This window comes from Pseudescherichia sp. AS216, assembly GCF_037152055.1.
Lineage (GTDB): Bacteria > Pseudomonadota > Gammaproteobacteria > Enterobacterales > Enterobacteriaceae > Pseudescherichia.
The window spans coordinates 217005-240460 of sequence record NZ_JBBCMV010000002.1 but is presented as its reverse complement, the minus strand read 5'-3'; the positions used below and the strand labels follow the sequence as shown (position 1 = coordinate 240460).

At 57.4% G+C, this 23456-nt stretch carries 21 protein-coding genes; 18 read left to right on the top strand and 3 right to left on the bottom strand.

Annotation, left to right across the window (positions count from 1 at the left end):
• Positions 1–66: 66 nt before the first annotated feature.
• A complete protein-coding gene (cysH, locus tag WFN61_RS06705; protein WP_144817747.1) occupies positions 67–801 on the top strand; it encodes a phosphoadenosine phosphosulfate reductase in 735 nt (244 codons plus the stop codon).
• Between the two features lie 136 nt (positions 802–937).
• Here the strand turns inward: cysH and WFN61_RS06700 are convergent, their stop codons facing one another.
• A complete protein-coding gene (locus WFN61_RS06700) occupies positions 938–1984 on the bottom strand; it encodes an aminopeptidase (protein ID WP_337038370.1) in 1047 nt (348 codons plus the stop codon).
• A gap of 298 nt (positions 1985–2282) precedes the next feature.
• Here WFN61_RS06700 and cysD point away from each other — a divergent pair, with 298 nt between their 5' ends.
• The 12 genes from cysD (at position 2283) to rpoS (ending at position 12078) form a co-directional block, all read left to right on the top strand.
• A complete protein-coding gene (cysD, locus tag WFN61_RS06695) occupies positions 2283–3191 on the top strand; it encodes a sulfate adenylyltransferase subunit CysD (RefSeq protein ID WP_042387833.1) in 909 nt (302 codons plus the stop codon).
• A gap of 9 nt (positions 3192–3200) precedes the next feature.
• Positions 3201–4628, top strand: a complete 1428-nt coding sequence (gene cysN / locus WFN61_RS06690) for a sulfate adenylyltransferase subunit CysN (protein ID WP_257758409.1) — start codon at positions 3201–3203, stop codon at positions 4626–4628.
• Positions 4628–5233 (top strand): adenylyl-sulfate kinase, encoded by a 606-nt coding sequence (gene cysC / locus WFN61_RS06685; protein WP_144817750.1) that lies wholly within the window; start codon positions 4628–4630, stop codon positions 5231–5233. Before cysN ends, cysC begins: the two co-directional genes overlap by 1 nt.
• A gap of 47 nt (positions 5234–5280) precedes the next feature.
• Positions 5281–5604 (top strand): DUF3561 family protein, encoded by a 324-nt coding sequence (locus tag WFN61_RS06680; protein ID WP_144817751.1) that lies wholly within the window; start codon positions 5281–5283, stop codon positions 5602–5604.
• 168 nt (positions 5605–5772) lie between these two features.
• On the top strand, positions 5773–6084 hold the full coding sequence (gene ftsB / locus WFN61_RS06675) for a cell division protein FtsB (RefSeq protein ID WP_042387824.1): 312 nt from the start codon (positions 5773–5775) through the stop codon (positions 6082–6084).
• A 19-nt stretch (positions 6085–6103) separates the two neighbouring features.
• A complete protein-coding gene (gene ispD, locus WFN61_RS06670) occupies positions 6104–6811 on the top strand; it encodes a 2-C-methyl-D-erythritol 4-phosphate cytidylyltransferase (RefSeq protein ID WP_144817752.1) in 708 nt (235 codons plus the stop codon).
• Positions 6812–6813: 2 nt separating this feature from the next.
• Entirely contained in the window at positions 6814–7293 is a 480-nt protein-coding gene (gene ispF, locus WFN61_RS06665) for a 2-C-methyl-D-erythritol 2,4-cyclodiphosphate synthase (protein ID WP_144817753.1), read from the top strand.
• Positions 7290–8339 (top strand): tRNA pseudouridine(13) synthase TruD, encoded by a 1050-nt coding sequence (gene truD, locus WFN61_RS06660; RefSeq protein WP_144817754.1) that lies wholly within the window; start codon positions 7290–7292, stop codon positions 8337–8339. The genes ispF and truD overlap by 4 nt, the downstream gene beginning before the upstream one ends.
• Positions 8320–9081: a 5'/3'-nucleotidase SurE gene (gene surE, locus WFN61_RS06655; RefSeq protein WP_312633145.1), complete on the top strand. Its 762-nt coding sequence runs from the start codon at positions 8320–8322 to the stop codon at positions 9079–9081. The genes truD and surE overlap by 20 nt, the downstream gene beginning before the upstream one ends.
• Positions 9075–9701, top strand: coding sequence for a protein-L-isoaspartate(D-aspartate) O-methyltransferase (locus WFN61_RS06650; RefSeq protein ID WP_144817756.1), 627 nt, complete (start codon positions 9075–9077; stop codon positions 9699–9701). The genes surE and WFN61_RS06650 overlap by 7 nt, the downstream gene beginning before the upstream one ends.
• Before the next feature lie 109 nt (positions 9702–9810).
• Positions 9811–10965, top strand: a complete 1155-nt coding sequence (nlpD, locus tag WFN61_RS06640; protein WP_144817757.1) for a murein hydrolase activator NlpD — start codon at positions 9811–9813, stop codon at positions 10963–10965.
• A 120-nt stretch (positions 10966–11085) separates the two neighbouring features.
• Complete coding sequence (rpoS, locus tag WFN61_RS06635) at positions 11086–12078, top strand: RNA polymerase sigma factor RpoS (RefSeq protein WP_103818262.1); 993 nt, start codon at positions 11086–11088, stop codon at positions 12076–12078.
• 124 nt (positions 12079–12202) lie between these two features.
• Here rpoS and WFN61_RS06630 read toward each other — a convergent pair whose 3' ends face one another.
• Positions 12203–12631, bottom strand: coding sequence for an OsmC family protein (locus WFN61_RS06630; protein ID WP_144817758.1), 429 nt, complete (start codon positions 12629–12631; stop codon positions 12203–12205).
• A gap of 62 nt (positions 12632–12693) precedes the next feature.
• Entirely contained in the window at positions 12694–15255 is a 2562-nt protein-coding gene (gene mutS, locus WFN61_RS06625) for a DNA mismatch repair protein MutS (protein WP_222888701.1), read from the bottom strand.
• Positions 15256–16173: 918 nt separating this feature from the next.
• Between mutS and WFN61_RS06620 the strand changes: the two genes are divergently transcribed.
• The 5 genes from WFN61_RS06620 to tssM are packed head-to-tail and all read left to right on the top strand — an operon-like array spanning position 16174 to position 23453.
• The gene (locus WFN61_RS06620) at positions 16174–16668 is read left to right on the top strand and encodes an SH3 domain-containing protein (protein ID WP_312177988.1); all 495 of its coding nucleotides are present in this window, start codon (positions 16174–16176) and stop codon (positions 16666–16668) included.
• Between the two features lie 24 nt (positions 16669–16692).
• On the top strand, positions 16693–17199 hold the full coding sequence (gene tssJ, locus WFN61_RS06615) for a type VI secretion system lipoprotein TssJ (RefSeq protein WP_337038366.1): 507 nt from the start codon (positions 16693–16695) through the stop codon (positions 17197–17199).
• Between the two features lie 29 nt (positions 17200–17228).
• The gene (tssK, locus tag WFN61_RS06610; protein WP_144817762.1) at positions 17229–18572 is read left to right on the top strand and encodes a type VI secretion system baseplate subunit TssK; all 1344 of its coding nucleotides are present in this window, start codon (positions 17229–17231) and stop codon (positions 18570–18572) included.
• A gap of 17 nt (positions 18573–18589) precedes the next feature.
• On the top strand, positions 18590–19828 hold the full coding sequence (locus tag WFN61_RS06605; protein ID WP_042387804.1) for a DotU family type VI secretion system protein: 1239 nt from the start codon (positions 18590–18592) through the stop codon (positions 19826–19828).
• 1 nt (position 19829) lies between these two features.
• Positions 19830–23453 (top strand): type VI secretion system membrane subunit TssM, encoded by a 3624-nt coding sequence (gene tssM, locus WFN61_RS06600; RefSeq protein WP_257758404.1) that lies wholly within the window; start codon positions 19830–19832, stop codon positions 23451–23453.
• Positions 23454–23456: the final 3 nt, after the last annotated feature.

The following is a 23456-nucleotide window of genomic DNA, read 5'->3' as shown; positions in this document are numbered from 1 at the left end:
GGGCCTACAAAACAGTAGGTCGGGCAAACGTCGTGCCGCCCGGCGTAACAGGCAAACGAGGTTCTTATGTCCGTACTCGATCTAAACGCCCTTAATGAGCTGCCAAAGGTTGAACGCATTCTGGCGCTGGCAGAGACCAACGGCCAGCTGGAAAAACTGAGCGCGGAAGAGCGCGTCGTCTGGTCGTTAGAGAACCTGCCCGGCGAGTATGTGCTCTCCTCAAGCTTTGGTATCCAGGCGGCGGTCAGCCTGCATCTGGTGAATCAGATCAGCCCGGATATTCCGGTGATCCTGACCGATACTGGCTACCTGTTCCCGGAGACCTATCAGTTCATTGATGAGCTGGCAGACAAGCTTAAGCTGAACCTGAAGATCTACCGTGCGGAGCAGAGTCCGGCGTGGCAGGAAGCACGCTACGGCAAGCTGTGGGAGCAGGGCGTGGAAGGCATTGAGAAGTACAATGAGATCAACAAGGTCGAGCCGATGAACCGCGCCCTCAAAGAGCTGAAGGCGCAGACGTGGTTTGCAGGCCTGCGCCGGGAGCAGTCCGGCAGCCGTGCCACGCTGCCGGTGCTGGCCGTTCAGCGCGGCGTGTTCAAGGTGCTGCCGATCATCGACTGGGACAACCGTACCGTTTACCAGTACCTGCAGAAGCACGGGCTGAAGTACCACCCGCTGTGGGACCAGGGCTATCTCTCGGTGGGCGATACGCACACCACCCGCAAATGGGAGCCGGGCATGGCAGAGGAAGAGACCCGCTTCTTCGGCCTCAAGCGCGAATGCGGGCTGCACGAAGGGTGATATAACGCACCGGACGAAAAATGCTGACTTTAGGGTCGGCATTTTTTTGTAGGTAAGTTGAGGAGTTAAAAATTGATATCGCCGGGCGGCGCTGCGCTTGCCCGGCCTACAAAACCCAAATCCTGCACTATCCGTCTCAGGTACCTTTCTCCGCCTTCGCCAGCTCTTCAAGCAGCGGCAGCATAATACGCATCACGTCGCGGCTGCGGCGCTCAATGCGGCCGGGCAGGGCGCTGTCGATAAACTGCTGGTTATCCAGACGCACGTTATGCCAGCTGGTGCCGTCGGGAAACGCTTTGGTTTTTGCCCGCTGCTGGTAGCCATCTTTTTTCCCCAGCGACCAGTTCGTGGCCTCGACGGAGAGCACCGGGATACCTGCGCGATCGAACACTTCGCTGTCGTGGCAGCAGTCGGTGCCTTTCGGATAGTCTGGGTTCAGGCCCGGATTAGTGGTGGCGGTGATGCCGTGCTGGCGAGCAATGGCCAAGGCGCGATCCCGGGTCAGCTTGCGCACTGCGGCAGGGGTGCTTTTGCCGCTGTTGAAGTAGAGCTTATCGCCGACGATCAGGTTATCGAGGTTGATCACCAGCAGAGTGTTTTTCTTCTCGGCGTCGCTCATGCGCTGCAGCAGATTTTCCGCGCCCAGCCGTCCCTCCTCCTCGCCGCTGGTGGCGATAAAGCGGATGCCGTACTGGGTCTGCATATGCTTCATCTGGTCAGCCAGCTCCAGCATCACCCCCAGCCCAGCGGCGTTATCGTCGAGGCCCTGTAACGTCAGGCCGCCAAGGTTGTTATCGCTATCGGCGTCGCTGCGCGGCGCGTAGGTATCGAGATGCGCCATCACAATGATCTGCTGAGCCAGCTTGCCTTCATGGGCGGCGATGACCGTACTGCCCGTCACGTTGTGCCAGTTCTGGTTCTTATTGCGTGAGGTATAGATGTAGCGGCTGTTGAACTTGCGGATGTCGCTCTGGTAGCCCATCTGTTCAAACTGCTGGCGCAGATAGTCCGCTGAGAGCATCTCCGCAGGTGTGCCGGTCATGCGGCCTGGGAAATAGGTAGCAATATGGCGAGCCTGCTCGCTGGCCATCTCGCCGGGCTGGCTGATCTTAGCCTGTGCCGGCACGGTAAAGCACACACCGAGCGCCAGAGCTACAACAAGATGGCGCAATGCGGGAAACATAGTGAGTCCTTAAAAATGAAGCAAAATTTTTGACGTGCATAGTATGAAACTGTGACCGCAGTTACACAATTTCAATTACGCTCAAACGCCCGGATTTTCTCACGTTAAGCACTTTTTGATCTTTGCTTTTGCTTAACGTTATTCCATTGAGTAACTACTCATTCCAATTCGTAATTTCATTCGTCCTTAGACGACCCCTATAGTCCCTCTATCCCTTGTTTTTAGCGACTCATGCGACGTATAGCAGACGCACAGAATAGATCGTCTCGTGTGGTAAATTTCCCTTTAAGGAACGGTTATGGATCAAAAACGACTCACCCACCTGCGACAACTGGAGGCGGAAAGCATCCATATCATTCGCGAGGTGGCGGCTGAATTCTCCAATCCGGTGATGATGTACTCCATCGGCAAAGACTCCAGCGTGATGCTGCACCTGGCACGCAAGGCTTTCTATCCAGGTACGCTGCCTTTCCCGCTGCTGCATGTCGATACTGGCTGGAAATTCCGTGAGATGTATGAGTTCCGTGACCGTACCGCCAAAGCCTACGGCTGCGAGCTGCTGGTGCATAAAAACCCGGAAGGCGTAGCGATGGGGATCAACCCGTTCGTGCACGGCAGCGCCAAGCACACCGATATCATGAAGACGGAAGGGCTGAAGCAGGCGCTGAATAAGTACGGCTTTGACGCCGCCTTTGGTGGTGCACGCCGCGACGAGGAGAAGTCCCGCGCGAAAGAGCGTATCTACTCCTTCCGCGACCGCTTCCACCGCTGGGATCCGAAAAACCAGCGTCCGGAGCTGTGGCACAACTACAACGGGCAGATCAACAAAGGGGAGAGCATCCGCGTCTTCCCGCTGTCGAACTGGACCGAGCTGGATATCTGGCAGTATATCTACCTGGAAAACATTGAAATCGTTCCGTTGTACCTGGCGGCTGAACGTCCGGTGCTGGAACGTGACGGCATGCTGATGATGATCGATGACGATCGCATCGACCTGCAGCCGGGCGAAGAGATCAAACAGCGCATGGTGCGCTTCCGTACCCTCGGCTGCTGGCCGCTGACCGGCGCGGTAGAGTCTGATGCCCAGACGCTGCCGGAGATCATCGAAGAGATGCTGGTCTCCACCACCAGTGAACGCCAGGGGCGCGTCATCGACCGGGACCAGGCCGGTTCGATGGAGCTGAAAAAACGCCAGGGATACTTCTAAGGAGCCGCCATGAATACCACTATTGCTCAACAAATTGCTAATGAAGGCGGCGTCGAAGCGTACCTGCACGCCCAGCAGCACAAAAGCCTGCTGCGCTTTCTGACCTGCGGCAGCGTCGACGACGGCAAAAGCACCCTGATTGGTCGTCTGCTGCACGACACGCGCCAGATCTATGAAGATCAGCTCTCCACGCTGCACAACGACAGCAAACGCCACGGGACCCAGGGCGAAAAGCTTGACCTCGCGCTGCTGGTGGATGGCCTGCAGGCCGAGCGTGAGCAGGGCATCACCATTGACGTGGCCTACCGCTACTTCTCTACCGAAAAACGCAAATTTATTATCGCAGATACCCCCGGGCACGAGCAGTACACCCGTAATATGGCGACCGGGGCCTCGACCTGCGATCTGGCGATCCTGCTGATTGACGCGCGTAAAGGCGTGCTGGATCAGACCCGTCGCCACAGCTTTATCTCCACCCTGCTGGGCATTAAGCACCTGGTGGTGGCGGTGAACAAAATGGACCTGGTTGAGTTCAGCGAAGAGACCTTTGACACGATTCGCCAGAGCTACCTGACCTTTGCCGAGCAGCTGCCGGGCAACCTCGATATCCGCTTTGTGCCGCTGTCGGCGCTTGAAGGAGATAACGTAGCCAGCCAGAGCGCAAGCATGCCGTGGTACAGCGGCCCGACGTTGCTGGAAGTGCTGGAGAGCGTGGAGATCCAGCGCGTAGTCGATACCCAGCCGATGCGCTTCCCGGTGCAGTACGTTAACCGTCCGAACCTCGATTTCCGCGGCTTCTCCGGTACCGTGGCCTCCGGCAGCATCAAGGTCGGCCAGCGCGTCAAGGTGCTGCCGTCGGGCGTGGAGTCCACGGTGGCACGCATTGTGACCTTCGATGGCGATCTGCAGGAAGCAGGTGCGGGCGAAGCGGTGACCCTGGTGCTGAAGGATGAGATCGACATCAGCCGGGGCGATCTGCTGCTGGATGCGCAGGAGAGCCTGCCAGCCGTACAGAGCGCAGCGGTAGATGTGGTATGGATGGCCGAGCAGCCGCTGAGCCCAGGCCAGAGCTATGACATTAAAATCGCTGGCAAGAAGACCCGAGCGCGGGTGGACGGCGTTCAGTATCAAGTGGATATCAATAACCTGACCCAGCGCAGCGTCGACGCGCTGCCGCTTAACGGCATTGGGCTGGTGGATCTGACTTTTGACGAGCCGCTGGTGTTGGATAAGTACCAGGACAACCCGGTGACCGGCGGGATGATCTTTATCGACCGCCTGAGCAACGTCACCGTCGGGGCGGGCATGGTTAATCAGCCGAACGCTGATGCCGTGGCCGCGCCGTCTGAGTTCAGCGCCTTTGAGCTGGAGCTGAATGCGCTGGTACGCAAGCACTTCCCACACTGGGGCGCGCGCGATCTGCTGGGAGGCAAATAATGGCGGAGCATGACGAGAACGTCGTCTGGCACGCCCATCCCGTCACCGCGCAGCAGCGGGAGCAACTCCACGGTCACCGTGGGGTTGTGCTGTGGTTTACCGGGCTATCCGGCTCGGGTAAATCCACCGTCGCCGGGGCGCTGGAGGAGGCCCTGCACCGGCTGGGTGTTAGCACCTATCTACTGGACGGCGACAACGTGCGCCACGGTCTGTGCAGCGATCTGGGCTTCAGCGACGACGATCGCAAGGAGAACATTCGCCGCGTGGGCGAGGTTGCCCGGCTGATGGTCGATGCGGGGCTGGTGGTGCTGACAGCTTTCATCTCTCCGCACCGGGCCGAGCGGCAGATGGTGCGCGAGCGTGTAGGCGAGGGGCGTTTTTACGAAATCTTTGTCGATACCTCGCTGGCTACCTGCGAAGCGCGGGATCCCAAAGGGCTGTATAAAAAGGCGCGCGCCGGTGAGCTACGCCATTTTACCGGGATCGATTCCGTCTATGAGGCACCTGAATTACCCGAGGTGCATCTGGACGGTGAACAATTAGTAACAAATTTAGTGGCTCAATTATTAGATCTACTGAAACGGGACGATATTATCAGATCCTGAGACAACGCCGGGTTTTGCGCCCGGCAAGTCAGGTCACAGGATCCACTATGCGCAATAGCCAGAATATTACTATTACTCCATCTGAAACCGGCGTTGCCAATGACGAGCCGGCCTGGTCACTGCCAGGCGCTGTCGTTGGCTTTGCCTCATGGCTGCTGGCGCTAAGCATTCCGTTCCTGCTGTACGGCTCTAATACCCTCTTTTTCTTTCTCTATACCTGGCCGTTCTTTCTCGCACTGATGCCCGTTGCGGTTGTGGTCGGGATTGCCATCCACTCCTTGCTTAACGGCAGGCTAGTTTACACCAGCCTGGTGACGGCGCTCGCCAGCGTGGGCATGTTCGGCATGCTATTTATGTGGCTGATGGGTTAAAGCACGCCATAATTCAAACCGTAACGCTTTTTAAGACGATGTTTCCAGGCTGGACAGTGCCTGGATCGCGTGAGGTATGGTACATTTGGCAGCGTCGTTACGGCATCGGCTTAGAGTGGAGTCCTGGCGTAAGTTATGGGATGATGATGCCGTTTTACAGGGGGCAGGATGGGTAAATTAACGCTGCTGTTGCTGGCTCTGCTGGTCTGGCTACAGTATTCATTGTGGTTTGGCAAGAATGGCCTCCACGACTTCAGCCGCGTCAGCGATGATGTCACAGTACAGCAGGCAACAAACGCTAAGCTAAAAGCGCGTAACGATCAGCTTTTTGCCGAGATCGACGATCTCAACGGCGGTCAGGAAGCGATTGAAGAGCGCGCACGTAACGAACTCAGTATGACCAAGCCGGGCGAAACCTTTTATCGTCTGGTTCCGGATGCGTCTAAACGTACTCCAGGGTCACCACAAAATAATCGATAACAGGCCCAGGTTTTCTTACATGGCAGCAATAGTTCCGGCCATCTGTGCCGTCGTACCGGCCGCCGGATTTGGCCGCCGTATGCAAACGGAATGCCCTAAACAGTATCTTTCGATTGGCAATAAAACCATTCTTGAACACGCGGTTGCGGCATTGCTGGCAAATCCGCGTGTGGAGCGGGTGATTATTGCCGTCAGCCCAGGCGATGAACGCTTCGCCCGGCTGCCGCTGGCGCACCACCCTCAGGTAACCGTGGTTGACGGCGGCGCAGAGCGCGCCGATTCGGTGCTGGCTGGTCTGCACGCTGCCGGTGATGCCGAGTGGGTGCTGGTACACGATGCGGCCCGTCCCTGCCTGCATCAGGACGATCTTTCCCGTCTGCTCTCTCTTAGCGAAACCAGCCCTACGGGTGGCATTCTGGCCGCCCCGGTGCGCGATACCATGAAGCGCGCCGAGCCCGGCAAAAGCGCCATTGCCCACACCGTTGATCGTAACGATCTGTGGCACGCGCTAACCCCTCAGTTTTTCCCCTTACCGCTGCTTAAAATGTGCCTGACGCGGGCGCTGAACGACGGGGCAACCATCACCGATGAAGCCTCAGCACTGGAGCACTGCGGCTATCATCCCGAGCTGGTTGCCGGTCGCGCTGATAATATTAAAGTGACGCGGCCTGAAGACCTGGCGCTGGCAGAATTTTATCTTACCCGTAACGCCTCTATGGAGAACTGATAATGCGTATTGGACACGGCTTTGACGTACACGCTTTTGGCGGCGAAGGCCCCATCATCATCGGCGGCGTACGTATTCCCTATGAGAAAGGCCTGCTGGCGCACTCTGATGGCGACGTGGCCCTGCACGCCTTAACCGATGCGCTGCTTGGCGCGGCGGCGCTGGGCGATATCGGCAAACTTTTTCCGGACACCGACCCGGCATTTAAAGGCGCTGACAGCCGCGAGCTGCTGCGCGAAGCCTGGCGTCGTATTCAGGCGAAAGGTTATGCCCTTGGCAACGTGGATGTGACCATTATCGCCCAGGCACCGAAAATGCTGCCGCATATCCCGCAGATGCGCATCTTTATTGCAGAAGATCTCGGCTGCCACATGGACGACGTTAACGTTAAGGCCACCACCACCGAGAAGCTGGGCTTTACCGGGCGCGGCGAAGGCATTGCCTGCGAAGCCGTGGCGCTGTTAGTCAAGGCGGCTAAATGACCGAGTTTGACGCGCTAACGTACCTGCACGGCAAACCGCTGGCCAGTGGCCTGCTGAAGGCCAACCCGGAAGATTTCGTCGTGGTAGAAGATTTAGGCTTCGCGCCTGACGGCGAGGGCGAGCATATTCTGGTGCGGGTGCTGAAGACCAGCTGTAATACCCGCTTTGTCGCTGACGCGCTGGCAAAATTCCTTAAAATCTCTGCCCGAGAGGTCAGCTTCGCCGGGCAGAAAGACAGGCATGCGGTGACCGAGCAGTGGCTCTGCGCCCGCGTGCCGGGTAAAGAGATGCCGGATCTCAGCGCGTTTCAGCTGGAAGGTTGCCAGGTGCTGGAGTATGCGCGGCATAAACGCAAGCTGCGGCTGGGTGCGCTGAAGGGCAACCAGTTTACGCTGGTGCTGCGTGAGGTGAGCAACCGCGCCGACGTCGAGGCGCGTCTCACGGCAATCGCCGGGCAGGGCGTACCGAACTACTTCGGCGCGCAGCGCTTCGGTATCGGCGGCAGCAACCTGCACGGTGCGCTACGCTGGGCGCAGAGCGATGCCCCGGTGCGCGATCGCAATAAACGCAGTTTTTGGTTGTCGGCGGCACGCAGCGCGTTGTTTAATCAGATCGTCAGCGAGCGCCTGAAAAAAGCGGACTTTAATCAAGTTGTTGACGGCGATGCGCTACAATTAGCGGGGCGCGGAAGCTGGTTCGTGGCCACGCCGGAAGAGCTGGCGGCGCTCCAGGCGCGCGTTGATGATAAAGCGCTGCTGATTACCGCTGCGCTGCCGGGTACCGGCGAGTGGGGAACCCAGCGCGAAGCGCTGGCGCGTGAAGAGGCGGCCATTAGCGATTCGCCGCTGTTACAGTCCCTGCTGGTGCGGGAAAAGGTTGAGGCCTCGCGCCGGGCGGCGCTGCTCTATCCGCAGCAGCTGAGCTGGAACTGGTGGGATGATGTTACTGTCGAACTGCGCTTCTGGCTGCCGGCAGGGAGCTTTGCCACCAGCGTTGTAAGGGAACTTATCAATACATCGGGTGATTATGCGAATATTGCTGAGTAACGATGACGGGATCCATGCGCCAGGCATTCAGACGCTGGCCCATGCTTTACGGGAATTTGCCGATGTGCAGGTTGTCGCGCCCGATCGTAACCGCAGCGGAGCCTCTAACTCTCTGACGCTGGAATCGTCACTTCGTACCTTTACCTTCGAAAATGGCGATATCGCCGTGCAGATGGGGACGCCTACCGACTGTGTCTTTCTGGGCGTCAATGCGCTGATGCGCCCGCGTCCGGACGTCGTGGTAGCCGGGATCAATGCCGGGCCGAACCTTGGCGACGATGTGATCTACTCCGGGACGGTAGCCGCGGCAATGGAGGGGCGTCACCTTGGTTTTCCGGCGCTGGCGGTCTCGCTTAACGGCTACACGCACTATGACACTGCCGCCGCCGTGACCTGTTCGATTCTCCGCGCCCTGAGCCGGGAGCCGCTGCGCACCGGTCGCATCCTGAATATCAACGTGCCCGATCTGCCTCTCAATGAGATCAAAGGCATTCGCGTGACCCGCTGCGGCAGTCGCCATCCGGCGGATAAGGTCATTCCGCAGGAGGATCCGCGCGGCAATACGCTCTACTGGATTGGTCCGCCGGGTGAGAAGCACGACGCCGGGCCGGACACCGACTTTGCCGCCGTGGATGAAGGCTACGTCTCGGTAACGCCGCTGCATGTCGATCTTACTGCCTACGGTGCGCGTGATGTTGTTTCGGACTGGTTAAGCCGTGCCGGGGTGAACACGCAATGGTAAGCAGACGCGTACAAGCCCTTCTCGATCAGTTACGCAGCCAGGGCATTAAAGATGAACATGTCCTGGACGCTATCGCACGGGTTCCCCGTGAGAAATTTATTGATGAAGCGTTTGAACACAAAGCGTGGGAAAACGTCGCGCTGCCTATCGGCCAGGGGCAGACCATCTCGCAGCCCTATATGGTCGCGCGAATGACCGAACTGCTGGCGCTGACGCCGGACTCCAGAGTACTGGAGATCGGCACCGGCTCTGGCTATCAGACTGCTATCCTGGCCCATCTGGTGCGCCATGTCTGCTCCGTTGAGCGCATCAAAAGTCTTCAATGGCAGGCGCGTCGCCGCCTGAAGCAGCTCGACCTGCATAATGTTTCTACGCGTCATGGCGATGGCTGGCAGGGGTGGCAGGCGCGCGCCCCGTTTGATGCCATCATCGTCACGGCCGCACCGCCGGAGATCCCCGCCGCGCTTCTGGCGCAGCTGGATAACGGCGGCATTCTCGTTTTACCCGTGGGCGATGAGCACCAGCAGCTAAAGTGCATCCATCGACGGGGAAGCGAATTTATCATCGAAACCGTGGAAGACGTACGCTTTGTCCCGCTTGTGAAAGGCGAACTGGCCTGAGACCCGGATTTTTCCTAAAGTTTTCAGCGAGTTTAAGCGTAAGGTGGGGCGGCGTTAAATAACGCTACGGTTTTCAACACGCACAAGCAAATACATTTTTGGGGGATAAATGAGCACGGGAAGCCCAACATTCACCTTAAGCCGGATTGCGGCACTGTCACTGGTTTCGCTCTGGCTGGCAGGATGCTCAAATTCTGGTAATCCACCCGCACCGGTAAGCTCCGTTGATGGCGGCAGCGCCTCCGGCAGCAGCACCGAATCCGGGATGTTAATTACCCCTCCACCGAAGATGGGCAGCGCACCACAGCCGGCACCGCAAATTCAGCCGGTTCAGCCGGTTATCGCTCCGCCAACGACCATTCAGCCAGCGACGCCTCAACCGGTGACGTCGCAGCCCATTCAGACGCAAAATGGTCGAATTGTTTACAATCGTCAGTATGGGAACATTCCGAAAGGGAGCTATACTGGCGGCAGTACTTACACTGTGAAACGCGGTGATACACTGTTTTACATTGCCTGGGTAACCGGCAATGATTTCCGTGACCTGGCCCAGCGGAATGGCGTTGCTGCCCCGTATGGCCTGAATGTCGGGCAAGTTCTCCAGGTAGGAAATTCATCCGGTACGCCAATCACTGGTGGGAATGCAATCACTCAGGCTGATGCTTCCGAGCAAGGAATAGTGACTCCGCCTGCACAAAAATCAACCGTAGTAGTTGCGCCGCAACCGACAATTACGTATTCTGAGGACTCAGGTGAACAGAGTGCTAACAAAATGTTGCCGAACAACAAGCCTGCGACGGTAGTCACAGCGCCTGTTACAGCACCTACGGTTAGCAATTCTGATGTAAGTACCACCGAACCGACAGCCAGCAGTACGTCAACCAGCGCACCAATTTCAACATGGCGCTGGCCTACTGATGGCAATGTTATCGATAACTTCTCTGCGACCGAAGGTGGCAATAAAGGGATCGATATCGCAGGGTCGAAAGGCCAGGCTATCGTCGCGACCGCAGATGGACGCGTGGTATATGCCGGTAATGCTCTGCGCGGTTACGGTAATCTTATTATCATCAAACATAACGATGATTACCTGAGTGCCTACGCCCATAACGACACAATGCTGGTCCGGGAACAACAAGATATCAAGGCGGGGCAAAAGATAGCTACCATGGGTAGCACCGGCACCAGTTCGACACGTTTGCATTTTGAAATTCGTTACAAGGGGAAATCCGTCAACCCGCTGCGTTATTTACCGCAGCGATAATATGGCAAAGTCGCTATACTGTCCTTTGCTTTGCCGTGGCAGCTTGTGTAACAGCCGCTGCCACGCATAAGAAAAGGGGTATGGAGATTTTGTTCAGGGATCACGGGTAGGAGCCACCTTATGAGTCAGAATACGCTGAAAGTTCATGATCTAAATGAAGATGCGGAATTTGATGAGAACGGAGTTGAGGCTTTCGATGAGAAAGTCCTGAATGAAGAGGAACCCAGTGATAACGAGTTAGCTGAAGAGGAGCTGTTATCTCAGGGAGCAACACAGCGTGTGCTGGACGCAACTCAGCTGTACTTAGGAGAGATCGGTTATTCTCCTCTGTTAACCGCTGAAGAAGAAGTTTACTTCGCGCGTCGCGCACTGCGTGGGGACGTTGCATCACGCCGTCGCATGATTGAAAGTAACCTGCGTCTGGTCGTGAAGATTGCCCGTCGTTACAGCAATCGTGGTCTGGCTCTGCTGGATCTGATTGAGGAAGGTAACCTGGGGCTGATCCGCGCCGTTGAGAAGTTTGACCCAGAGCGTGGGTTCCGTTTCTCGACTTACGCAACCTGGTGGATTCGTCAGACCATCGAACGGGCAATCATGAACCAGACCCGCACGATCCGTCTGCCAATTCACATTGTTAAAGAGCTGAACGTCTATCTGCGAACCGCACGTGAACTGTCCCATAAGCTGGACCACGAGCCAAGTGCAGAAGAGATTGCCGAACAGCTGGATAAGCCAGTTGATGACGTAAGCCGTATGCTGCGTCTCAACGAGCGCATTACCTCGGTAGACACCCCGCTGGGTGGCGACTCCGAAAAAGCGCTGCTGGACATCCTGGCCGATGAAAAAGACAACGGTCCGGAAGACACCACGCAGGACGATGACATGAAGCAGAGCATCGTCAAATGGCTGTTCGAACTGAACGCCAAACAGCGTGAGGTGCTGGCACGTCGTTTCGGTCTGCTGGGCTATGAAGCTGCAACGCTTGAGGATGTGGGCCGTGAGATTGGCCTGACTCGTGAACGCGTTCGTCAGATTCAGGTTGAAGGTCTGCGTCGTCTGCGCGAAATCCTGCAGACGCAGGGGCTGAATATCGAAGCGCTGTTCCGCGAATAAGCGACACCATTTCAAAAAAGGCCAGTCAAATGACTGGCCTTTTTCTTTTGTGCTTTCCGATGGCAACGATTTTTACTAAAAACGTAGGCCGGGCAAGGCGGCGCCGCCGCCCGGCTTAACTCAATTAATTGAGGGTATAGTCCAGGGTGATCTCAGCCTTCAGCAGCTGGGAAACCGGGCAGCCCGCTTTGGCTTTGTTGATGATCTTATCGAAGGTCTCTTTTTCGATACCGGGCACTTTCACCGTGCTGGTGAGCGCGATTTTGGTAATCGCAAAGCCGCCGTCAACTTTATCCAGAGACACATCTGCCGTAGTGTCGATGCTCTCCGGGGTATAGCCCTCTTCACCCAGCATCAATGACAGCGCCATAGAGAAGCAGCCCGCGTGCGCAGCGCCGATCAACTCTTCCGGGTTAGTCCCGGCTGCGCCTTCGAAGCGGGTGTTGAAACCGTAAGGCTGCTGCTTTAATGCGCCGCTCTCGGTAGAGATGGTGCCTTTACCGCCTTTGATGTCGCCTTCCCAGTGTGCCTGACCTTTCTTATGGATCGTCATCTATTCGCTCCTTTTTTGGATGAAAACCTAAGTATAGAAGCTCAGGCCAGGCCCACAGAAAACTACGCCATATTCTTAAGGCGATAGATCCACTCCAGCGCCTGACGCGGAGAAAGGGTATCCGGATCGAGAGCCTCCAACGCCTCAACCGCCGGATGAGCCTCCTCCGGCGCGGCGAGCAGTGACATCTGCGTTCCGTCGACCTGGGTGGCCGCCGCGTTTGGCGTAATGCTCTCCAGCTCGCGCAGCTTCTGCCGGGCGCGCTTGATCACCTCTTTCGGCACGCCTGCCAAGGCCGCTACCGCCAGGCCATAGCTTTTGCTTGCCGCGCCATCCTGCACGCTGTGCATAAAGGCGATGGTATCCCCGTGCTCCAGCGCATCGAGATGCACGTTAGCAACGCCTTCCATCTTCTCCGGTAACTGGGTCAGCTCGAAGTAGTGGGTAGCAAACAGGGTCAGTGCCTTAATGCGGTTCGCCAGGTTCTCTGCGCAGGCCCACGCCAGCGACAGGCCGTCATAGGTGGACGTGCCGCGCCCAATCTCATCCATCAGCACCAGGCTATTTTCCGTGGCGTTGTGCAGGATATTGGCCGTTTCGGTCATCTCAACCATGAAGGTTGAACGCCCGCTAGCCAGATCGTCCGCCGCGCCTACGCGGGTAAAGATGCGGTCGATAGGGCCAATCTCTACCTTCTGCGCCGGCACGTAGCTACCAATGTAGGCCAGCAGGGCAATCAGCGCGGTCTGGCGCATATAGGTACTTTTACCGCCCATGTTCGGCCCGGTAATGATCAGCATCCGCCGCTGCGGCGAGAGGTTCAGCGGGTTGGCAATAAACGGTTCGTTCAGCACCTGCTCAACCACCGGATGACGCCCTTCGCTAATACGGATGCCCGGCTTATCGCTAAAGGTTGGGCAGCAGTAGTTAAGGGTCCAGGCGCGTTCGGCCAGGTTAACCAGCACGTCAAGCTCCGCCAGCGCGCTGGCACTCTGCTGAAGATCGGCCAGGTGCGGCATCAGCAGGTCAAAGAGTTCATCATAGAGCTGCTTCTCCAGTGCCAGCGCCTTGCCTTTCGAGGTGAGCACCTTGTCTTCGTACTCTTTCAGCTCGGGAATGATATAGCGTTCGGCGTTCTTCAGGGTCTGGCGACGCACGTAGTGAATGGGAGCATGATGGCTCTGGCCGCGGCTGATCTGAATAAAGTAGCCGTGCACCGCGTTATAGCCCACCTTCAGGGTGTCGAGGCCCAGCTTCTCGCGCTCGCGGATCTCCAGCTTATCCAGATAGTCGGTGGCACCATCTGCCAGGGCACGCCACTCGTCCAGCTCGGCGTTATAGCCGGGGGCGATTACGCCACCGTCGCGCACCAGCACCGGCGGGGCATCGATGATTGCCCGCTCCAGCAGCTCGCGCAGCTCGCTAAATTCACCCATTGTCTCTCGCAGCCGCTGTACCGGCGCGCTGTCGACCTCGGCCAGCATCTCTCTCAGCGTGGGGAGCTGCTGGAAGGTATGGCGCATGCGGGCCAGATCGCGCGGACGCGCGGTGCGCAGGGCCAGGCGCGCCAGAATACGCTCCAGATCGCCAACCTGACGCAGCACCGGCTGCAGCTCGGCAGTGGCATCCTGTAGCGCGGCGATGGTCTGCTGGCGCTCGGTCAGCGTTTTGGTGTCGCGCACCGGCATATGCAGCCAGCGCTTGAGCATGCGGCTACCCATTGGCGTTACCGTGCAATCGAGCACCGAGGCGAGGGTATTCTCAATGCCGCCGGCCAGGTTCTGGGTGATCTCCAGGTTACGGCGGGTAGCGGCATCCATAATGATGCTGTCCTGCTGGCGCTCCATGGTGATTGCCCGAATGTGGGGCAGAGAGGTGCGCTGGGTATCTTTCACGTACTGTAGCAGGCAGCCCGCCGCGCAGAGGCCGCGTGTAGCGTTCTCTACGCCAAAGCCCACCAGATCGCGGGTACCGAACTGAAGGTTCAGCTGCTGGCGAGCGGTGTCGATCTCAAATTCCCACAGCGGACGGCGGCGTAGACCGCGGCGGCCCTCAATCAGGGCGGTCTCGGCAAAGTCTTCGGCGTAGAGCAGCTCTGCCGGGTTGGTACGCTGGAGCTCAGCGGCCATGGTCTCGCGATCGGCTGGCTCGCTCAGGCGAAAACGCCCGGAGCTGATATCCAGGGTAGCGTAGCCAAAGCCTTTGCTGTCCTGCCAGATAGCTGCCAGCAGGTTGTCCTGACGCTCGTGTAGCAGCGCTTCGTCGCTGATGGTGCCAGGCGTTACGATGCGTACCACCTTGCGCTCAACCGGCCCTTTGCTGGTGGCCGGATCGCCAATCTGTTCACAGATGGCCACTGACTCACCGAGGCTGACCAGCTTAGCCAGATAGTTCTCCACCGCGTGATGTGGCACGCCCGCCATCGGGATGGGTTCACCGGCCGAGGCACCGCGTTTGGTCAGGGAGATGTCCATCAGCTGCGAGGCGCGTTTCGCATCGTCATAGAACAGCTCATAAAAATCACCCATCCGGTAGAAGAGCAGGATATCCGGATGCTGGGCTTTCAGCTTCAGGTACTGCTGCATCATGGGCGTATGGGCGTCAAAGTTCTCTTGTGTACTCATGAAGTTGTGTCCAGTTCCCTGATTTAAAATGAGGTGCAGATACCGTTGTTGTGATGGGTATTTGCATGGGGGACATGATAACGGAGATAAGCATTCGCTGGAAAGCAGCGATAGGGAACTTCACGAGACGCCTTCCAGTTTCATCAAAAAGCAGAGGCGTAAGACCCGAAGATGTTTTAGCATAGGTTAAAGAAGGGTAAGCTCATATTGGCGATGCATATCGCCACAGAGCCAAATGCTGCCTGGGAAGTTCCACAATAATAATTTAGCGTAGCTAAACTATTTAGGTTGGTATTAAAAGAATATATTCAGTTTACTTTTGTAAGGCTTATAGTCACGGTGCGTTATTTCCTGATTCCAACGTAGTCTTACACATCCGAAAATCTATAGCCTGTCCTATATAGGATATTTTATGTTTTTTCTAAACATGCTTTGAAAATACTACTACTCTCTTTGGAGGTTATATTGATATACACGGTAACGAAACATTGCTACTAATTATAGTAGTGGTAATTGTAATTATGTTGCGTTATGTGTTCACGTTGCAGTTTCACTTAATAAGCCAAAAAAATCATAGATTTATTTAATTATCTGGAATCTTTTGATGCTCCATGGTTACTTTTTTGCCATGTAAGCCATTGGATTCTACTATTAGCACTTATGGTGCTCTGCTGTGCCCTTAAAACAGGTAGCATGCGCGGACGTATATTGAATTGATGGAAAGTTGCTTTACAATTGTTTCTCAGTTGTCAAAAAAAGCCGTCGAGAAATGGAACTTACTCGTTAAGTTTCGTGCGGTAGCTATGCCTTTTGCATAGAAAGAGTACGTTGAATTATCATCTTCCTGTAATGATAGCACTTAAGTGAAACTTCACATCTCCTGTTAACGATCTGCAGAATATTGCTACGGAAAAGCATATGAACAAGCGACTCATTATTTCACTTCTTTTTGTTATGACGGTTGCAGGGTGTAAAGCACCGGCCAAGCCTGCAATGACTGACGATACCATCGTCACCCACGAGGTGAACGGCGTGACGTTAACCCACCGTAATGCGGTCTCGCCGCCAGCGGAGTTTACGCCCGTGAACGCCTCTTACCGTGCCCTCTACCCCGCCTCGCTAATGACTCGTCCTGACTTTAGCGGCAAGGTTGTCCGTACGCTGGAGACCGGTAAAACCTATGAGGTGTTAGGGCAGGTGGAACACTTCTGGATGGCGCTGGCAGACGAAGGTAAAGACGAGCTGATCGGTTACGTTCCAATGCGCGCCGTGGTGAAAGCCGATCAGTATGAAGCCACGGTTCGTAAAGCCTCTGTGCGACCAAAAGCACGGAAAAAGGCCACCTGCGTGAACGTTGATGGCAGCGGTAAAGCCTGTAAAAACAATAATAACGGCACCTGGATCCTGGATTAATAGAGCTTTTGCGAGCGAATCCTTATGAATAAGAAGACTTTTTTCGGCAGGGCTTCCCTGGCGTTTTTGCTGTTCATCTTTGCATTGATAGGTGGTTGCGCATCGTCTTCACACAGCGAGCCTTCCCGCTACACCCTGCAGTTTCAGGCCCATCCACAAATCAATGATTCTGCGCCACTTAAGGTCAGGGTATTGTTGCTGAAATCGGATGCGGACTTCATGTCCGCTGATTTCTACTCCCTGCAGAACAACGCGTCAGCCGTACTTGGCGCAAACCTGTTGAATAGCGATGTGTTCTTCCTGATGCCCGGACAACTGTCGAAAAGCCTGAGCGGACAAAGCTCGCCTGAGGCGCGATACATTGGGATCATGGGGGAATACCAGGCGCTGGACGGCAAAAAATGGCGCATGTCACTTCCTCTGCCCGTACCGGGCGAAAACCATATCTACCAGTTCTGGAAAGGGTCTGCAGAAGAACTGCAAGCCACTCTCTTTTTTGACGTAAACGGGATCCGCGTCATCAGCCAGTAACGCGCTTCTTAACAGGAAAACAGATCATCATGACGAAAGCAGAAAAGGTCGTCTGGACCGAAGGGATGTTTCTGCGTCCGCACCATTTTCAGCGCGCGGAAAGCTACCTGCAAAGCCATATTCGTGAATGGGGTATGCTGCAACGCGCTTACCTGTGGGGTTTTCTCGATCTGGAGCTCGACGAGGCCATGCTGCGCCAGGGGTGTGTGGCGCTCAGCTACGCCAGTGGACTGATGCCCGACGGGACCTTTTTCCACTTTCGGGATAGCCGTAACGGCCCGCTGCCGCTGCAGATCCCCGATAACCTCTCTGGTGAAAAGGTCGTGCTGGCGCTGCCGGTACGCCGGGGCGAACGTGAAGAGGTGGTCTTCAGCGAAGAGAAGGCCTCGCTGGCACGCTTTGTCACGTTTGAAGAGGAGGTGGAAGATGATAACGCCCTGTCGGTAGGGGAGGCCACGGTACAGTTTGGCCGCCTGCGCCTGAAGCTCATGCTGGAGAAAGATCTGACGGCAGAGTGGACCGCGATTGGCGTCGCTTTCGTCAATGAAAAGCGTAACGATAACCACGTCCGGCTGGATAACAGCTACATTCCGCCAATGCTGAACGCCAACAACAGCCATGCTATCTACAGCATGATCAACGATCTGCACGGCCTGCTGGGTGAGCGAAGCCAGCAGATCGCAGGCCGTTTACGTCAGCCGGGTCGCTTCAACACCTCTGAACTGATTGAGTTCACGCTGCTGTCGCTGCTGAACCGTCACCTTGGTGAGGTTTCACATATTAAGTCCCTGCCGCTGCTGCATCCGGAGACGCTCTGGCGCAGCTGGCTGCCGTTTGCCTCCGAGCTGGCAACCTGGACCGCTCACCGCACCACGGAAAGCGTGCTGCCGGTCTATAACCATGACGATCTGGCTGGCTGCTTTAGCAAGTTGATGCTGCTGCTGCGTCAGGGTCTGTCGATGGTGATGGAAGACCAGGCGATTCAACTGCCGCTGAACGAGCGCTCTCACGGCCTGAATATCGCTACCGTGCCGGAAATCAGCATGGTACGCGAGTTTGGTTTCGTGCTGGCGGTAAAAGCCAGCGTGCCAGGCGAGCATCTGCAAACGCATTTCCCGGCACAGATGAAGGTTGCCCCCGTCTCTAAAATCCGCGATCTGGTGCAGCTCCAGCTGCCGGGCATTGGGCTGCGCGCGATGCCGGTGGCTCCGCCGCAAATCCCATGGCATGCCGGATACAGCTATTTTGAGCTGGAGAAAGGCGGCGAGCTGTGGAACGAAATGGATAAGTCCGGCGCGTTTGCCCTGCATCTGGCAGGCGAATTTCCAGGACTGGATATGGCGTTTTGGGCCATTCGTAGCCCAACAGAATAATAAAGCGAGCGCTTAACATGCAGGAACGACAGGCTTCCGGCAACGATGCCGCATTTACCGGAGCAAGCAGCAATAACCTTCTGGTGGCAGCGGCGAATCCGCTGCTCAACGCTATCCCGCAGATCCGTCATTCAGTATCCCATGACGATCAGGCTGGGCTACGTCAGCGTTTAATCGATGAGATCCGGCGCTTCGAAGTGCGCTGTCAGCAGGCAGGGCTACCGTATGAAACCATCGTCGGTGCGCGCTACTGTCTCTGTACGGCGCTGGATGAAGCTGCCGCGCTGACGCCCTGGGGAAGCAGCGGCGTCTGGTCCGGGAGCGGTCTGCTGGTCACTTTCCACAACGAAACCTGGGGCGGGGAGAAGTTTTTCCAGCTGCTGGCGCGTCTGTCGCAGAACCCGCGTGAGCACATTCTGCTGCTGGAGATGATTAACTACTGCCTACTGCTAGGCTTTGAAGGGCGCTACCGGGTGCTGGATAACGGCCGTACCCAGCTTGAAACCATCAAGCAGCGGCTGTGGCAGATGATCCGTGGCGTGCGCGGCAGCTATCCGCCGCCGCTCTCTCCGCACCCGGAGGACCAGCCGGTACTGCGCAAGCTGTGGCGGCCCATGGTGCCGCTCTGGGCCTGCGTGGCGCTTGCCGGATTCGCCGCCTGCCTGTTCTACATCATTCTCAACTGGCGGCTCGGTGACAGCACCAATCCGGTGCTGGCGAAGATCTACCAGACGCCGCTGCCCGAGGCGACTATTCAGCAGCCCGCGCAGCGTCTGCCTGCCGTCCTGAATCTGCGCGGCTTCCTGAAGCCGGAGATCGAGGCGGGGCTGGTGGCGGTGAAAGACGAAGCGGACCGCAGCGTGGTGATCCTCAAAGGAGATGGGCTGTTCGCCTCTGCCTCGACGGTGGTGAGAGACCGCTACGACCGGGTTATCGAGCGTATTGCCCAGGCCATGAACAACGTGAGCGGCAAGATTCTGGTAGTGGGCTACAGCGATAACGTGCCGATCCGCAGCGCTCGCTTCGCCTCTAACTACGAGCTCTCTCTTGAGCGCGCCCGGTCGGTGCAAAAGCAGTTGCAGGATCGCCTCTCGCAGCCCCAGCGTGTGAAAGCCGAGGGAAGAGGGGAGATGGACCCCATCGCGCCAAATACGACGCCGGAAAACCGCGCCCGTAACCGCCGCGTGGAAATTACTCTGCTGGTATCGCCTGAAAATACCCAGGCTGAGCTGAACGGATTGCCGCAAGGAAACTAGGATGCTGACAACACTTCTCTCCATTCTCACCAATCGCCTGCTGTGGGGCTTCCTTGGTGTGACAGCCCTGGCGGCGGTGATCTGGATGATTGGCCCGCTGCTATCGATTGTCGATACCCGGCCGCTCGAATCAGAACAGAACCGTATCATCAGCATCGTGGTGCTCTATTTTATCTGGGCCCAGAGCCACATTGTGCCTCGCCTCTATAACGCCTGGCTCAACCGCAAGCTGATGGATAAGCTCAAAGAGGATACGACCGATCCGCAGTCGGTGGATCCGCAGCAGCGGCTGAATAGCGAAGACCAGATCCTGGCCAGCCGTTTTGATGAAGCGGCGCAGATGCTGAAGAAAGCCCATTTCAGCAAGGCGGGCAACCGCAACGCGCAGTGGACGCAACGCTTTGGCACCCAGTATCTCTATCAGCTGCCGTGGTATGTGATCATCGGCGCGCCGGGCTCGGGTAAAACTACCGCGCTGGCCAACTCTGGCCTCCAGTTCCCGCTGGCGGATCGCTTTGGGAAAACGGCCCTGCGCGGTATTGGCGGCACCCGTAACTGTGACTGGTGGTTTACCAATGAGGCGGTGCTGCTGGATACCGCAGGCCGCTACACGACTCAGGAGAGCGAACAGGCGCAGGATGCCGGGGAGTGGCTCAGCTTTGTTCAGCTGCTGCGTAAATACCGCCGTCGCCAGCCCATCAACGGCGTCATCATCACCATCAGCATCTCCGATCTGCTGACGCAGTCCGCCGAGGCCTCCCGCCAGCAGGCGGTAAACCTGCGCCAGCGTCTGTCGGAGCTGCACGAGCAGCTGGGCATTCGCTTCCCGGTCTATGTCATGGTCACCAAGGTCGATCTGCTTAAAGGCTTCCGCGCCTGGTTTTCCGATTTCGATAAGGCCCAGCGCGACCAGATCTGGGGCTTTACCCTGCCGTGGGAAAAAGCTAAGCAGGCCGATTTTGACCTGATGGGGAACTTCGAGCAAGAGTTCTCCCTGCTGCAGCAGCGTCTGGATGCGGGCCTGCCAGAGACCATGCTCCAGGAGCACGATGCAAAGACCCGCGCCGAAGCCTGGCTCTTCCCGCAGGAGTTCGCTGCGCTACGTCCGCTGCTGGCGGACTACCTGAGCACGGTGTTTGCCCGCTCCAACTTTGAAACCGAGTTTTCGCCGCGCGGGATCTACTTTGCCAGCGGCACCCAGGAGGGCATGCCGTTTGACCGGGTGATGGGCGAGCTGAACCGGGCGCTTTCGCTGCCAGAGGGTAACGAGGCGGATAACTGGGATTCGGTAAGCAAAGAGGCCCCGATCCCGGGAGCCAAAGGGCAGAGCTTTTTCATTAAGAATCTGCTGCAAAACGTCATTTTCCAGGAAGCGGGCATCGCCGGGGAGAATCGCTGGTGGGAGCTGCGCAACCGGGCGGTGATCTGGTCTGGTTATGCCGCGCTGCTGGCCCTGCTGGTGATTTTAGGTGGCCTGTGGCTGACCAGCTACGGTAAAAACAGCGCCTACCTCAAAGAGGTACAGGCGAAAGTGCCGGAGGTGGAACAGCAGAGTAAGGCGCTGCAAAACCTTCAGCAGCGTGACCTGTTTGCGCTGCTGCCGCTGCTTAATGGCCTGGTTGAACTGCCGAAAAGCAGCGAGTTTGATATCAACGAACCGCCGATCACCCGGCGGATGGGGCTGTATCGCGGGTATGACGTCAGCAACGCATCGCAGGCGCTGTACCAAAAAGCGCTGGAGCAGATGCTGCTGCCCGCCGTCGCGATGCACATCACCACCTGGTTACGCAATGACAACGGCAGCGACGTAGAGTACAGCTACGAAGCGCTGAAGGCCTACCAGATGCTCTACCAGCCGAAGCACTACGACGGCAAATTCCTGCACTCGTGGGTCATGCTCAACCTGGAGCGCAACCTGCCGCAAAACGTAACCCAGGCGCAGCTGCGCGAGCTGGAGTGGCATCTGACTCAGCTGCTGGAGCCGCAGATCCAGGCGTCGCCTTATGCGCAAGACGAGGCGCTGGTGGCTCGCGAGCGGGCACTCATCAACCAGCAGCCGCTCTCGACGCGGGTGTACGGTCGCCTTAAGCGCCTGCTGGAGCATGACGAAAACCTCAAGCCGGTATCACTGTCGATGCTCGGCGGACCGCAGAGCGAGCTGGTGTTTTCCCGTAAAAGCGGTAAACCGGTGAGCGAGGGCGTTCCGGGCCTGTATACGCCAGACGGCTACTGGAAAAGCTTCAACGGGCAAATCGATAGCGTCACTACCGCCCTGCATGAAGATGACGCCTGGGTGCTGGGAAGCACCTCGGCCCAGGAGGATAAGCAGCAGACCGACAACGCCGTGCGTCAGCTCTATATGCGCGACTTTATCGCCAACTGGGACAGCTTCCTGGCTGACATTCAGCTCAACAACAGCGCCGATCTCTCCCAGCGCATTAACACCGCCCGGCTGCTCTCCAGCAGCAACTCGCCGCTGCGACGTCTGGTGATGAACCTGAGCAAGGTTCTGACCCTTTCCCGTGAAGCGCCGAGCCCAGCGGATGCCGCGCAGGCCAAAGAGCAGAACAACCGCGCCACGCGTACCCTGGAGGCACTGTTTAGCAATAACGACGGCGCGCCGAAGCAGGGAGCCGTGATGACCCAGGCACCGGAGCAGCTGGTGACTGACCACTACGCGCCGATGATAGAGCTGGCACAGCCCCTGGAGAAGGGCGGCAAAACCATCGTCTTTGATGATTTCCTCAAGCAGGTGGATGAGCTGTATCGCTATCTGACCGCCGTGCAGGATGCGGCGAACAGCGGCATGCCAGCGCCGGGCGGGGAAGCTATCAGCCGCCTGCAGGCCAGCGCGGGTCGCCTGCCGGGCGGCTTGCAGACCATGTTCAGCAATATGGCGGTCGGTGCAAGCAGCGACACCCAGCGCCGCGATCTCGATAACGTGCGTAAGCGAATTAATGTCGAAGTGGGCAGCTTCTGCCGTCAGGCTATCGCGGGCCGCTACCCGCTGGTGCGCAGCGCCAGCAGTGAGGTGACGCCGGACGATCTGGCGCGAATGTTTGCCCCAGGAACCGGCCTGATGGATGCCTTCTTTCGCGACAACCTGACCAATAAAGTCGACACCACACAGTCGAGCTGGCGCTTTATGCCGGGCATTGATGGCAAAACGCTACCGGGCAGCGAAGGGCTGCTGCGTCCCTTCCAGCAGGCGCAGTCGATTCGCGATGCCTTCTTTGCCAGCGGTGCTGCGACGCCATCCTATAAGGTTACGGTGCGCACCGTCCGCATGGACAACACTATTCTCAATCTGACCCTGGACGTAGACGGTCAGATGTTGCGTTACAGCCACGGGCCGCAGGCGGTGCAGATCATGACTTGGCCGGGGCCAGGCGGAACAAACCAGGTGCGTATGCAGCTGGGGCTGGCGAACGGCAGTACCTCGACGCTGGTCACCAACGGCGCCTGGGCGCTTAACCGTTTCTTTGATAAAGCACGTATCAGCCCAGGCGGCGGCAGTCTGAGCCGGCAGGCGACGTTTACCGTAGATGGCCATCAGGTCACGCTGGAGTTTGCGCCAAACAGTATTCGCAACCCGTTCCAGCTTCCTCGTTTCTCATGCCCTTAATCG

What these genes read in the sequence shown, in the direction of transcription:
- cysH (WP_144817747.1), top strand. Translation starts at nt 67, where the DNA reads ATGTCCGTACTCGATCTAAACGCCCTTAATGAGCTGCCAAAGGTTGAA.
- WFN61_RS06700 (WP_337038370.1), bottom strand. Translation starts at nt 1,984, where the DNA reads ATGTTTCCCGCATTGCGCCATCTTGTTGTAGCTCTGGCGCTCGGTGTG.
- cysD (WP_042387833.1), top strand. Translation starts at nt 2,283, where the DNA reads ATGGATCAAAAACGACTCACCCACCTGCGACAACTGGAGGCGGAAAGC.
- cysN (WP_257758409.1), top strand. Translation starts at nt 3,201, where the DNA reads ATGAATACCACTATTGCTCAACAAATTGCTAATGAAGGCGGCGTCGAA.
- cysC (WP_144817750.1), top strand. Translation starts at nt 4,628, where the DNA reads ATGGCGGAGCATGACGAGAACGTCGTCTGGCACGCCCATCCCGTCACC.
- WFN61_RS06680 (WP_144817751.1), top strand. Translation starts at nt 5,281, where the DNA reads ATGCGCAATAGCCAGAATATTACTATTACTCCATCTGAAACCGGCGTT.
- ftsB (WP_042387824.1), top strand. Translation starts at nt 5,773, where the DNA reads ATGGGTAAATTAACGCTGCTGTTGCTGGCTCTGCTGGTCTGGCTACAG.
- ispD (WP_144817752.1), top strand. Translation starts at nt 6,104, where the DNA reads ATGGCAGCAATAGTTCCGGCCATCTGTGCCGTCGTACCGGCCGCCGGA.
- ispF (WP_144817753.1), top strand. Translation starts at nt 6,814, where the DNA reads ATGCGTATTGGACACGGCTTTGACGTACACGCTTTTGGCGGCGAAGGC.
- truD (WP_144817754.1), top strand. Translation starts at nt 7,290, where the DNA reads ATGACCGAGTTTGACGCGCTAACGTACCTGCACGGCAAACCGCTGGCC.
- surE (WP_312633145.1), top strand. Translation starts at nt 8,320, where the DNA reads ATGCGAATATTGCTGAGTAACGATGACGGGATCCATGCGCCAGGCATT.
- WFN61_RS06650 (WP_144817756.1), top strand. Translation starts at nt 9,075, where the DNA reads ATGGTAAGCAGACGCGTACAAGCCCTTCTCGATCAGTTACGCAGCCAG.
- nlpD (WP_144817757.1), top strand. Translation starts at nt 9,811, where the DNA reads ATGAGCACGGGAAGCCCAACATTCACCTTAAGCCGGATTGCGGCACTG.
- rpoS (WP_103818262.1), top strand. Translation starts at nt 11,086, where the DNA reads ATGAGTCAGAATACGCTGAAAGTTCATGATCTAAATGAAGATGCGGAA.
- WFN61_RS06630 (WP_144817758.1), bottom strand. Translation starts at nt 12,631, where the DNA reads ATGACGATCCATAAGAAAGGTCAGGCACACTGGGAAGGCGACATCAAA.
- mutS (WP_222888701.1), bottom strand. Translation starts at nt 15,255, where the DNA reads ATGAGTACACAAGAGAACTTTGACGCCCATACGCCCATGATGCAGCAG.
- WFN61_RS06620 (WP_312177988.1), top strand. Translation starts at nt 16,174, where the DNA reads ATGAACAAGCGACTCATTATTTCACTTCTTTTTGTTATGACGGTTGCA.
- tssJ (WP_337038366.1), top strand. Translation starts at nt 16,693, where the DNA reads ATGAATAAGAAGACTTTTTTCGGCAGGGCTTCCCTGGCGTTTTTGCTG.
- tssK (WP_144817762.1), top strand. Translation starts at nt 17,229, where the DNA reads ATGACGAAAGCAGAAAAGGTCGTCTGGACCGAAGGGATGTTTCTGCGT.
- WFN61_RS06605 (WP_042387804.1), top strand. Translation starts at nt 18,590, where the DNA reads ATGCAGGAACGACAGGCTTCCGGCAACGATGCCGCATTTACCGGAGCA.
- tssM (WP_257758404.1), top strand. Translation starts at nt 19,830, where the DNA reads ATGCTGACAACACTTCTCTCCATTCTCACCAATCGCCTGCTGTGGGGC.